Genomic DNA, 11,482 nt, shown 5'->3' on the forward strand with positions numbered 1-11,482 from the left:
CCGGCGTGGCGTCGAGCGCCAACGCCGCCGGCCGCAGCACCCGCCGCGCTGCCAGCACGCCGTAGCCGACCAGGAAGGCCGCGCCGACCCACCGCACCACCGTCATCACGGACGGCCAGGCGGCCAGCGTCGCCCCGGCCCCGCCCACGCCGAGCGCGATCAGCACCGCGTCCGAACCCGCGCAGATGGCCACGATCGCGGGCACGTGCTGCCGCAGCACGCCTTGCCGCAGCACCAAGGCGTTCTGCGCGCCGATGACGACGATGAGGGACAGTCCGGTGCCGAGCCCGGCGAGCAGCGCGTACATCACGCCACCGACCGTAGGAACCCGGCGCCGATAAGGCCAGCTACGCTTTCTTACGTATCATTAGCAGCTGTGATGCTCGATCCGGAGTGCGTGCGCACCCTCCTGGCCGTCGTGGACGAGGGCACGTTCGACGCCGCCGCGAAAGCACTGCACGTCACACCGTCCGCCGTCAGCCAACGGATCAAGCTGCTCGAACAGCGCACCGGCCGCGTCCTGCTCGTGCGGTCGAAGCCCGCGCGGCTCACCGAGTCCGGCGAGGTGATCGCCCGCTACGGGCGGCAGCAGGCGTTGCTGGACCGCGACGCCCGCGAAGCCCTCGGCCTGGTCGAGGACCCGACCCCCATCCCGGTCGCGGTCAACGCCGACTCGCTCGCCACCTGGTTCCGCCGCGTCGTCAGGGAACTCGCCACCGACGAGGGCCTGGTGCTGACCGTGCGGCGCGACGACCAGGACCACACCGCCGAACTCCTCCGCCAGGGCGTCGTCGTCGGCGCGGTCACGTCATCGCCGCGCCCGGTGCAGGGTTGCGTCGTCCGTCCACTCGGGAGCATCCGCTACCACGCCGTCGCCACGAAGCGGTTCGCGCGGCGCTGGCTCGCGGACGGGCAGCCGCTGCACGACGCACCGGTGATCGTGTTCGACGACAAGGACGACCTGCAGGACCGGTTCTGCCGCGAGCTGACCGGCCACAACGCCTCCGCCCACCGCCACCACCTGCCCGACGGGCACGTGTTCGAGGACGCCGTCGTCGCGGGCGCGGGCTGGGCGCTGCTCACCGAGCACCAGATCGCCGCCCACCGCAGGCTCGTCCACCTCGCGCCCGACCGGCCGGTCGACGTGCTGCTGCACTGGCAGCAGTGGAAGCTCGACTCGCCGCCGCTGGCCCGCGTCGCCGACGCCGTCTTCCGCGCCGCGGCGGCCGAACTGCACTGACGACGAACCACGCCGAGGAAACACGCCGACGATCTGCGCCGACGACGCGCGCGAGCCGCCCTCACCCGCACTGGTCAAGGCGCGCGCGGTTCGCCGGTCGTTCACCGTCCCGCCGTCCGGTGATCACCACACCGTGCTCACCCGTCCCTACTCTCTGCGAGGCCTTGTCCGGCAGTTCGAGCAGCGAAGGGTTTCGCATGTCAGGTCGCAGGGCTCCCCTGGCGGTCCTCGCCATCGGCGTCGTCACCGCCGCCACCCTCACCGTCGTCGCCACCTCAGACCACCTCCCCACCGCCTCGGCGGCCACCAGCACGTTCACCCCCACCGCAGACACCCACGTCGACAACTCCGCCACCGGCACCAACCACGGCACGAGCGGGCAGCTCGGCGTGGACGGCTCGCCGATCAAGCGGGTGTTCCTGAAGTTCGCCGTCTCCGGCGTGTCCGGCGCCGTCACGAGCGCCAAGCTGCGCGTCCACACCGACGACGTGCTGAACTCCAACAGCCCGGCCGGCGGCACGTTCCACGCCATGACCAACACCACCTGGTCCGAGACCGGCGTGACCTGGAACAACCAGCCCGCCATCGACGGCGCAGCCCTCGGCACGCTCGGCTCCGTCGCCCGCAACGCCTGGTACGAGGTCGACGTCACCGCGCACGTCAAGGCCAACGGGACGTTCAGCTTCGGCGTCACGTCGACCAACTCCGACGGCGCCGACTACGACTCGCGCGAGACCGGCGCCACCGCGCCCCAGCTCGTCGTCACCACCGGCACCACGACGACCACCACCACGACCCAGCCCAGCGGCGACCCGGTCCTGGTCGGCGCGGGCGACATCGCCAACTCCGCCTCCGGCGACAGCGCCACCGCCGCCCTGCTCGACAGCATCCCCGGCACGGTCTTCACCACCGGCGACAACGTCTACAACAGCGGCACCGCGACGGAGTTCGCCAACTACTACGACCCGACGTGGGGCAGGCACAAGGCACGCACCCGCCCGTCGCCCGGCAACCACGACTACGGCACGGCCGGCGCCACCGGCTACTACAACTACTTCGGGACGCTCGCCGGACCGTCCGGCCGGGGCTACTACTCCTACGACCTCGGCAACTGGCACATCGTCTCGCTGAACTCCAACATCAGCATGGCGGCCGGCTCCGCCCAGGAGCAGTGGCTCCGCGCCGACCTCGCCGCGAACACCAAGCCGTGCACGGCGGCGTACTGGCACCACCCGCTGTTCACCTCCGCCGCCAACCACGCGCCGTCCACGGCGACGCGCCCGCTGTTCCAGGCGCTGTACGACCACAACGCCGACGTCGTCCTGTTCGGCCACAACCACAACTACGAGCGGTTCGCCCCGCAGAACCCCAACGGCGGCCTCGACACCACGCGCGGCATCCGCACGTTCGTCGCGGGCATGGGCGGCGCCAGCCACTACGGCTTCGGCACCATCCGACCCAACAGCGAGGTCCGCAACAGCGACACCTACGGCGTACTCAAGCTGACGCTGCGCAGCAACAGCTTCGACTGGCAGTTCGTGCCCGTGGCGGGCAAGACGTTCACCGACAGCGGCACCACCGCCTGTCACTGACCCCGCCGCACGTCCACCCGCCGCACCCGGTCACGCGAGGACCGGGTGCGGCGCACCGCCCGGAGGTGCCGTGTACCTGTCCACGATCAGCCGCACCAAGACCACCGGCTGGAAAGGCGTCAGCGCCAACGTCTTCGCCCTCGGCGCGGTCAGCCTCGTCACCGACGTCTCGTCCGAGATGGTCACCGCCGTCCTGCCGCTCTACCTCGTCGTCGGCCTCCAGCTCAGCCCCGCCGCGTACGGCGTCATCGACGGCGTCTACACCGGCGCGACCACCCTCCTGCGGCTCGTCGGCGGCTACCTCGCCGACCGGGCGGGCAAGCGCAAGGCGGTCGCCGGATTCGGCTACGCGATGTCCGCCGTCGCCAAGATCGGCCTCCTGCTCGCCGGCACCTCCACCGCCGCCCTCGGCGCGGTCATCACCCTCGACCGCGCGGGCAAGGGACTCCGCACCGCGCCGCGCGACGCCCTGATCACCCTCTCCACGCCCGCGGGCGACCTCGGCCGGGCGTTCGGCGTGCACCGGGCGATGGACGGCATCGGCGCGTTCGCCGGACCCCTGGTGGCGCTCGCCGTCCTGGCGGCGGCCGGCGAGTCGTTCGACTCGGTGTTCATGACGAGCTTCTGCGTCGCCGCCCTCGGCGTGGTGATCCTGGTGCTGTTCGTGCGCGACCACCGCGCGCCCCTGCCGGCCGAACCCGTGCGGGTCAGGGCGATCGGCGGGCTGTGGCGGGACGGGGGCGTGCGCCGGGTCGTGCTCGCCGCGTCGCTGCTCGGCCTGGCCACCGTCGGCGACGGGTTCGTGTACCTGCTGCTCCAGAAGCGCGAAGGGCTGGCGATCGGCTGGTTCCCGCTGCTCGCGGTCGGCACGAGCCTCGTCTACCTGCTGCTGGCGGCGCCGCTCGGCGCGCTCGCCGACCGGGTGGGCCGACTGCCCGTGATGCTCGGCGGGTACGTGGCGCTCGGCGCGGTGTACCTGCTGCTGTTCGGACCGCTGGGCGGGTGGCCGCTCGTCGTCGTGGTCGTGGCGCTGTACGGCGTGTTCTACGCGGCCACGGACGGCGTGCTGATGGCCCTGGCCGGTCCGCTCCTGCCGGAACGGCTGCGCACCACCGGCATCGCGCTGATCCAGAGCGGGCAGGCCCTCGCGTACCTCGGCTCGTCCGTGCTGTTCGGCCTCGCCTGGCAGTTCTGGGGTCCCGAGGCCGCCACCCGCCTGGCCGCCGCGGGCGTCGCGCTCACGCTGGCCGCCACCGTCGCACTCCTGGGACGCCGCTCATGACCAACCGCACCCGACTCCTGATCACCGCCGCGGTGGCCGTGCTGCTCGGCGTCCTCGCCGTCGGCTACACCGCCCTGTCCGACCGGTCCCCCGCCTCCGCGCCGGACGACCTCGCCCCGCCCGCCGCCGGGCCGCGCCTGATGGTGCTGAGCAACGGGAACCTGTCGACCGTGGCCCGGCTCGACGCCGCCGGGCCGCGCCAGGTGACCGAGCAGCGCTGCGACCGCGTCTACAGCGCCGGCGGGACGACGTCGTGCCTGCGGCCGGTCGGCGCGTTCAAGGCGGGCGAGCTGGCCGTGCTGGACGCGGACCTGCGCGAGGTCCGGACCGTGCCGCTGACCGGTTTCCCCAACCGCACGCGGGTGTCGGCGAGCGGCCGGATGGTGGCGTGGACGCTGTTCGTGGACGGCCACTCGTACGCGGCCAACGGCTTCTCCACCAGCACCGGCATCCTCGACCTGGAGACCGACGCGCTGGTCACGTCGCTGGAGGAGTTCACGTCCACTGTGGACGGCACGGTGGTCGCCGCCGCCGACCGCAACTTCTGGGGCGTCACGTTCACGTCCGACGACAACCGGTTCTACGCCACCATGTCCACGGGCGGCCGCCGCTACCTCATGGAGGGCGACTTCGCGGCGCGGACGCTGCGCTCGCTCGCGGAGAACGTGGAGTGCCCGTCCCTCTCCCCCGACGGGACTCGCATCGCCTACAAGGCGGCGATCGACAACGACCCGCAGCGCGGGTGGCGACTGTCCACGATGGACCTCGCGACCGGAGAGATCACCCGGTTGGCGGAAACGCGGAGCGTGGACGACCAGCCCGCGTGGCTCGACGCGCACACGGTCGCGTACGGCATCCAACGCAGCGACGGCGTCAACGACGTGTGGGCCGTGCCGTCGGACGGCACCGGCGCCCCGGCCGTCGTGGTCCCCGAGGCCAACTCGCCGGCACCCCTGGGATGACCCTTCCGAGTGACATCCTTTCAGGTGACACTGAAGCTATAGTGAAATATGTTCACTTGTCCGGTGGACACCGCCGGCCCAACGCCGTTCCCCCGCACAGCGGGTTCCTGACCTGCGCCTCCACTGGGAGAATCGAGGCCTGACAACGTTGTCAGGCCTCCTACCCCTGCCGGAGGTACAGATGCGTCTCCGCTCCGCGGCCGTCGCCGCGCTCACCCTCGCCGCCCTCGCCGCGCCGGTCGCCACCGGGACCGCGCACGCCATCACCGATCCCGCCCAGCACGTCAACGCGTTCGTCGGCACCAGGCCCGGCGGACCGGACTTCGGTCACGGCGGCGGCGCGGGCAACACCTTCCCCGGCGCCGTCGCGCCGTTCGGCATGCTCCAGTGGAGCCCCGACACGGTGACCCACCAGCACGGCGGCTACCACTACGACGACAACCGCATCCGCGGCTTCAGCCTCACCCACCTGTCGGGTCCGGGGTGCAGCGACTTCGGCAACGTCCCGTTCATGCCGTCGCTCGGCACCGCGCCCGCGACGTACTCGACCTTCTCCCACGCGAACGAGCAGGCCTCCCCCGGCTCGTACTCGGTCCGCTTCGACAACGGCATCCGCACCGAGCTCACCGCCGACCAGCGCTCGGGCATCGCCCGGTTCACCTACCCCGCCGGGCAGCGGGCCTCGCTCAACGTCGACGCCGCCCGCGCGTTCAACGCGGCGAGCGGTTCCGTCACCATCGGCGCGAACACCCTTTCCGGCTACACCGACAGCGGCGGGTTCTGCGGCGCGGGCAACCGCTACCGGCTGCACTTCCACGTCACGTTCGACCAGCCGTTCGCCACCGCCGCCACGATCGCAGACGGCCGGATCGACCCGAACGGCCGCACGGTCGAGGGCAGCAGCCGGGGCTCCGTCCCGCCCGCGCCCAAGACCGCGGGCACCCGGCACCTCCCCGCCACCACCGCCACCGAGGACGTCGCGCCGTTCGCCGCGTCGGCTTTCGTGTCGTTCAACGCCACCACCGTCACCGCGCGGGTGGGCATCTCGTTCGTGAGCGTCGACAACGCCAGGGCCAACCTCGCCGCCGAGGTCGGCACGCGGAGCTTCGACGACGTGCGCGCCGCCGCCCGGGCCGAGTGGAACGGCTGGCTGGGCCGCGTCGACGTCACCGGCGGCACGACCACCCAGCTCCGCACCCTGTACACGGCGCTCTACCACTCCTTGCTGCACCCCAACGTGTTCAGCGACGTCAACGGCCAGTACGCGGGCTTCGACCGGCAGGTGCGCACGACCACCGGGACCCAGTACGCGAATTTCTCCGGCTGGGACGTCTACCGCTCGCAGATAGCCCTGATCGGGCTCCTGGGGCCGGACGAGGCCGCGGACATCGCGCAGTCCGCCGTCAACCAGGCCGCCCAGGGCGGGTACTTCGACCGCTGGACCGTCGCCAACGGCGGCACGGGCGTGATGAACGGCGACCCGATGCCGATCATCGTCTCCACCGCGCACGCGTTCGGCGGCACGGGCTTCGACACCGCGGACGCGTTGCGGCGCATGGTGGCCGGCGTCGACGACATCCGCCAGCGGCCGGGGTGGTTGCAGTACAACAACTACGGCTACGTGCCGACCGGCCTGCCCGACGTGTGGGGCTCGGCCGCCACCACGCTGGAGTACACCAGCGCCGACTTCGCCATCTCCCAGTTCGCGGCCCGGTTGAACGACGCCGGCACCGCGGAGCGGTTCCTCCGCCGGGCGCAGAACTGGCGCGGCCTGTTCGAGTCGGGCGGCAAGTACCTCCGGCCGCGCAACGCCGACCTGACGTGGCCCGCGTTCAGCCCGGTGCAGGAGAACGAGTACGTCGAGGGCAACGCCGCGCAGTACACGTGGATGGTGCCGTACAACCACCGCGGCCTGTTCGACGCGATGGGCGGCAACGCCGCCGTCACCAGCCGCCTCGACACGTTCTTCACCGAGCTGAACGCCGGCCCGAAGAAGCCGTACGCCTACCTGGGCAACGAGCCGACGCTCAACACCCCGTGGGCCTACGCGTACGCGGGCGCGCCGCACAAGACCCAGGACGTGGTGCGGCGGGCGTTGACGTCCATCTTCCTGCCCACGCCGGAAGGCCTGGTGGGCAACGACGACCTGGGCGAGATGTCGTCGTGGGCGGTGTGGGCGGCGCTGGGCATGTACCCGCAGGCGCCCGGCCGGGCGGAGCTGGTGCTGGCCAGCCCGCAGTTCCCGACCACCACCATCCGGCGCGGCAACGGCGTGACCATCACGATCACCGCGCCGAACGCGTCCGACACCGCGAAGTACGTCCAGTCCCTGCGGGTGGACGGCGTCACGTCCACCAGGCCGTGGCTGCCCGCGTCGTTCGTCGCCCGCGGCGGCACGCTGGACTTCACGCTGGGCACGTCGCCGTCCACGTGGGGCTCGGCGGCTGCGGACGCGCCACCGTCGTTCGACGTCGGTCCGAACCCGGCCCGCGGCGGCGCGGTCGTCGGCCTGGCGGGCAAGTGCCTGGACGGCGAGCCGAGCACGAACGTCGACGGCGCGGTGGTGCGGCTGTGGGACTGCAACGGCTCCGCCGCGCAGCAGTGGACCGTCGCGTCAGACGGCACGCTGCGCGCGTTGGGCCGGTGCCTGGACGTCAGCGGCAGCGGCCGCACGAACGGCACCAAGGTGCAGCTGTGGACGTGCAACGGGACGGCGGCGCAGCAGTGGTGGCCCCAGGGGTCGGCGCTGGTGAACTCGCCGTCCGGCCTGTGCCTCGACGTGCCGAACAGCACCACCGTGAACGGCGTGCAGTTGCAGGTCTACGGGTGCAACGGCACCGGCGCGCAGCAGTGGCGCCTGCCGTAGTGGAGTGACCCCGAGAGGTGAATGGCCGGTCGCCACGGCTCTCCCAACACGTGGCGACCGGCCTTCGGGCCGCGAGGCGCTACTTCACGCCGCCCGCGGTCAAGCCCGCGATGATCCTCCGCTGGAACACCAGCACCAGCACGACCAGCGGCACGGTGACGATCACGCCGGCGGCCATCTGCGTGCCGAACGGCTGGTCGAAACCGTACGCACCGTGGAACCGGGAGATCGCCACGGTCGCGGTCTGCATGGTGTTGTCGTTGACCATCGACAGCGCGATGATGAACTCGTTCCACGCCGCGATGAACGTGATGATCGCGGTGGTGAACACGCCGGGCGCGGCCAGCGGCAGGATCACCTTCCGGAACGCCTGGCCGCGCGTGCAGCCGTCGATCATCGCCGCCTGCTCCAGCTCCTCCGGCATCTGCCGGAAGAACGCGGTCAGGTTCCACACCGCCAGCGGCAGCGCGAACGACAGGCTGGGCACGATCATCGCCTGGTAGGTGTTGATCCAGCCGATGTCGGTGAACAGCGCCAGCAGCGGCACCAGCAGCGAGATGCCGGGGAACATGGACGTGGCGATGATCAGCGCCGCGACCGCGTTCTTGAACCGGAACTTGAGCCGGGCCAGCGCGTACGCCGCCGACACGCCGATGATCAGCGTCAGCACCGTCGTGACGCCCGCGACGACCAGGCTGTTGAGCAGCGACCGGCCGAACCCGACCCCGGGCGCGAACACCGCCGTCAGGTTGTCCAGCGAGAACGGCGAGGGCAGCGGCGTCAGCTCGAACTGGTCGGACGGGCGGCGGAACGCCGACACCGCCATCCAGTAGAACGGCGCCAGGCAGTAGACCAGGATCAAACCCAGCCCGGTGTACTTCAGCACCCCCTTCATTTCCGCGTCCTCTCCCGTGCCGCGCCGATCACGTCGGCGCCGAGCAGCCGCACGAACACCAGGGCGGTGACGGCGACGTACAGGAACAGCACCGTCGCGTACGCCGCGGCCGGTCCGAACCTCAGGCTCGACGCCTCGTCGAAGGCCACCATGGACAGCGTCTCCACCGAATCCTTGCGGCTGCCGACGAGCACGAACGGGAGGTCGAACATCCGCAGCGCGTCGAGCACGCGGAACAGCACGGCCACCAGCAGCGCGGGCTTCACCAGCGGCAGGGTGATCTGCCAGAACTGCCGCCACGGCGAGGCGCCGTCGACCCGCGCCGCCTCGTAGACGTCGTTCGGGATGATCTGGAGGCCGGCCAGCACGAGCAGGCCGACGAACGGCGCGGTCTTCCACACGTCCGCGAGGATCACCGCCACCTTCGCCTGCCAGCCCTCGGTGGTCCACAGGACCTGCTGGCCGATGATCGCGTTGGCGACGCCGTCGGCCTGGAAGATCCAGCGCCACAGCAGCGCGGACACGGCGGTGGGCACGGCCCACGGCACCAGGATGCTGGCCCGCACGATGCCGCGCCAGCGCAGCGCGTGGTGCATGACCAGGGCCATGCCGACGCCGATCAGCACCTCCAGCGCCACCGTGATGACGGTGAACAGGGTGGTGTTGCCGAACGCGTTCCAGAACCGCGTCGCCGCCTCGCCGACGAAGATGGAGACGTAGTTGTCGAGACCGACGAACCGCGAGCCTTCCACGACGAAACCGCTCTCGTCGAGGTCGGTTCCCTCCTGGAACACCGACTCGCGCAGCGCCGCCACCAACGGGTACCCGACCACCAGGGCGAGCACCACGAAGGTCGGTGACAGGAGCGCCGCGGCGAGTCGCCCCGCGCCCGAGGTGACACCCCGGGCGCGGCGGGCGACCGCCGTCACTTGATGAGCTCCTGCAACTTGGCCTGCAAGTCCTTCAGCGCCACGTCACTGGTCTTCGTGCCGGTGAGGGCGGCGTACGCGGCTTCCTGGATGGCCGTGGTCACGTCGCCGTACTGGACCGCCTGCGGGCGCGGCTTCGCCGACAGGATCGACTCCTTCAGCGTCGGCAGGTACGGGAACTGCTTGATCAGCTCGGCGTCCTCGTACAGGCTCGACAGGGTCGGCGCCTGCGAGGTGGCGAGCAGGTTGGAGCGCTGCGCGGCCTCGCTGGTGAAGAACTTGATGAAGTCCAGCGCGGTCGCCTTGTTCTTGCCGAACGCGGAGATGGCGAAGTTGTGGCCGCCGAGGGTGGAGCTGCCGGGGCCGTTCAGGCCGGGCAGCGGCGCGACCGCGAACTTGCCCGCGACCTGCGACGAGCCGTCGGTCTTGCTGGCCAGGTTCCACTGGTAGGGCCACTGGCGGTGGTACAGGAGCTCGCCCGCCTGGAACGCGCGGCGGCCTTCCTCCTCCTTGTACGTGATGGCCTTGGCCGGGATGATGCCCTGCTGGAAGCCCTGCACGAGCGCGTCCAGCCCGGCCTTCGCCTCGGGCGAGTCGACCACCGGCTTGCCGGAGGCGTCGACGACCTCGCCGCCCGCGGAGTGCACGGCCTCGTCGAAGTTGACGGTGAGGCCCTCGTACTTCTCGAACTGGCCCGCGTAGCAACCGATCTGGGGCTGCGACGCGCGCACCGCCTGGCAGGAGCTGATCACCTCGGCCCACGTCTTCGGCGGCTGCGCGCCGACCGCGTCGAGCAGGTCCTTGCGGTAGTACAGCATGCCGCCGTCGGAGTACACCGGCGCGGCGTAGAGCTTGTCGCGGTACTGCGCGGTCTTCACCGCGGGCGCGAGGAACTTGTCCAGCGGGAACTGGTCGGCGGGCAGCTCGGCCACCCAGCGGTTGGCCGCGAACTCGGCCGTCCACACCACGTCGAGGTTGAGGATCGTGTACGCGTCGGACTTGACCTGCGCGTTCTGCACCATCTGCTGGCGCTGGGCGTCGGCCGACTCGGGCAGTTCGATGATCCGGACCTGCTCGTTCGCGTGCGAGGCGTTCCACTCGTCGACGAGCTTCTGCATGTTGCCGGACGTGTCCTTGCCGGTGGCGAAGGTGACCTCGCCCCGGCCTTCGAGCGCACCGCCGGGCTGCCCTCCGCCTTCGTTTCCACCGCTGCTGCCACAGGCAGCGAGGAGAACTGCCACTCCCAGCGCCGCGGTTGCCCGCGCCGCCGTTGTCCGAACGCCCATCACCGAAACTCCCATCGGTTCCCATCCTGCTCTGCCAAGCGGATCGGGTGGCTGCCGCGGCCGACGATCCCGCCCGGCAGCACCACACCCCGATCGCCGTTCGCGCTGTCGAGCAGGTCCGCCGCCACTGGGGCGGACCTCTCGACGGGTTGCCGCACCGAGGTGGGGCCGCCGTCCACAACAGACGCCAACGGTGTGTCGTCGAAAGCCGTCACCGCTACGCCCGTACCCGGCCGGAGCCCCTGGCGGCGCACTTCACGGTGCACACCTACAGCACGCGGGTCGCCCAAAGCGATCACCGCGTCGGGAAGGACTTCGGAGTCCAGAAGGGACCGAAGGGCCCGGACGCCCGCGTCGGCGGTGTCCGCGCCGGGGGACGCGGACCGGTCGGAGGGCAGGTGGCGGGCGGTGCGGCGGCTCGCGGGCGGCG

General features: G+C 71.4%; 10 protein-coding genes. 5 read left to right on the forward strand and 5 right to left on the reverse strand.

All coding sequences use genetic code 11. From position 1 onward, the window contains the following. Positions 1–307: LysE/ArgO family amino acid transporter (locus tag ACFQ3T_RS29295; RefSeq protein ID WP_380728087.1), on the reverse strand; the 307-nt coding region annotated here is incomplete at its 3' end. A 72-nt stretch (positions 308–379) separates the two neighbouring features. Here ACFQ3T_RS29295 and ACFQ3T_RS29300 point away from each other — a divergent pair. From ACFQ3T_RS29300 to ACFQ3T_RS29320, 5 genes are all read left to right on the forward strand, one after another. Then, a complete protein-coding gene (locus ACFQ3T_RS29300; protein ID WP_380728105.1) occupies positions 380–1,240 on the forward strand; it encodes a LysR family transcriptional regulator ArgP in 861 nt (286 codons plus the stop codon). A gap of 197 nt (positions 1,241–1,437) precedes the next feature. Then, complete coding sequence (locus tag ACFQ3T_RS29305) at positions 1,438–2,832, forward strand: CBM96 family carbohydrate-binding protein (RefSeq protein ID WP_380728089.1); 1,395 nt, start codon at positions 1,438–1,440, stop codon at positions 2,830–2,832. 70 nt (positions 2,833–2,902) lie between these two features. Further along, entirely contained in the window at positions 2,903–4,114 is a 1,212-nt protein-coding gene (locus ACFQ3T_RS29310; RefSeq protein WP_380728091.1) for an MFS transporter, read from the forward strand. Beyond that, a complete protein-coding gene (locus ACFQ3T_RS29315) occupies positions 4,111–5,076 on the forward strand; it encodes a TolB family protein (protein WP_380728093.1) in 966 nt (321 codons plus the stop codon). Before ACFQ3T_RS29310 ends, ACFQ3T_RS29315 begins: the two co-directional genes overlap by 4 nt. 181 nt (positions 5,077–5,257) lie before the next feature. Beyond that, complete coding sequence (locus ACFQ3T_RS29320) at positions 5,258–7,942, forward strand: lectin (RefSeq protein WP_380728095.1); 2,685 nt, start codon at positions 5,258–5,260, stop codon at positions 7,940–7,942. 79 nt (positions 7,943–8,021) lie between these two features. Here the strand turns inward: ACFQ3T_RS29320 and ACFQ3T_RS29325 are convergent, their stop codons facing one another. The 4 genes from ACFQ3T_RS29325 to ACFQ3T_RS29340 form a co-directional block, all read right to left on the reverse strand. Beyond that, positions 8,022–8,837, reverse strand: a complete 816-nt coding sequence (locus ACFQ3T_RS29325; protein WP_380728097.1) for a carbohydrate ABC transporter permease — start codon at positions 8,835–8,837, stop codon at positions 8,022–8,024. Continuing rightward, entirely contained in the window at positions 8,834–9,766 is a 933-nt protein-coding gene (locus tag ACFQ3T_RS29330; RefSeq protein WP_380728099.1) for a carbohydrate ABC transporter permease, read from the reverse strand. The genes ACFQ3T_RS29325 and ACFQ3T_RS29330 overlap by 4 nt, the downstream gene beginning before the upstream one ends. Continuing rightward, the gene (locus ACFQ3T_RS29335; RefSeq protein WP_380728101.1) at positions 9,763–10,884 is read right to left on the reverse strand and encodes an ABC transporter substrate-binding protein; all 1,122 of its coding nucleotides are present in this window, start codon (positions 10,882–10,884) and stop codon (positions 9,763–9,765) included. Before ACFQ3T_RS29335 ends, ACFQ3T_RS29330 begins: the two co-directional genes overlap by 4 nt. 167 nt (positions 10,885–11,051) lie before the next feature. Beyond that, on the reverse strand, positions 11,052–11,482 hold a 431-nt coding region (locus ACFQ3T_RS29340), incomplete at its 5' end, for a substrate-binding domain-containing protein (protein ID WP_380728103.1).

The sequence above is a fragment of the Saccharothrix hoggarensis genome (genome assembly GCF_042678885.1).
Classification (GTDB): domain Bacteria; phylum Actinomycetota; class Actinomycetes; order Mycobacteriales; family Pseudonocardiaceae; genus Actinosynnema; species Actinosynnema hoggarensis.

What these genes read in the sequence shown, in the direction of transcription:
- ACFQ3T_RS29300 (WP_380728105.1), top strand. Translation starts at nt 380, where the DNA reads ATGCTCGATCCGGAGTGCGTGCGCACCCTCCTGGCCGTCGTGGACGAG.
- ACFQ3T_RS29325 (WP_380728097.1), bottom strand. Translation starts at nt 8,837, where the DNA reads ATGAAGGGGGTGCTGAAGTACACCGGGCTGGGTTTGATCCTGGTCTAC.
- ACFQ3T_RS29335 (WP_380728101.1), bottom strand. Translation starts at nt 10,884, where the DNA reads ATGCAGAAGCTCGTCGACGAGTGGAACGCCTCGCACGCGAACGAGCAG.
- ACFQ3T_RS29315 (WP_380728093.1), top strand. Translation starts at nt 4,111, where the DNA reads ATGACCAACCGCACCCGACTCCTGATCACCGCCGCGGTGGCCGTGCTG.
- ACFQ3T_RS29320 (WP_380728095.1), top strand. Translation starts at nt 5,258, where the DNA reads ATGCGTCTCCGCTCCGCGGCCGTCGCCGCGCTCACCCTCGCCGCCCTC.
- ACFQ3T_RS29305 (WP_380728089.1), top strand. Translation starts at nt 1,438, where the DNA reads ATGTCAGGTCGCAGGGCTCCCCTGGCGGTCCTCGCCATCGGCGTCGTC.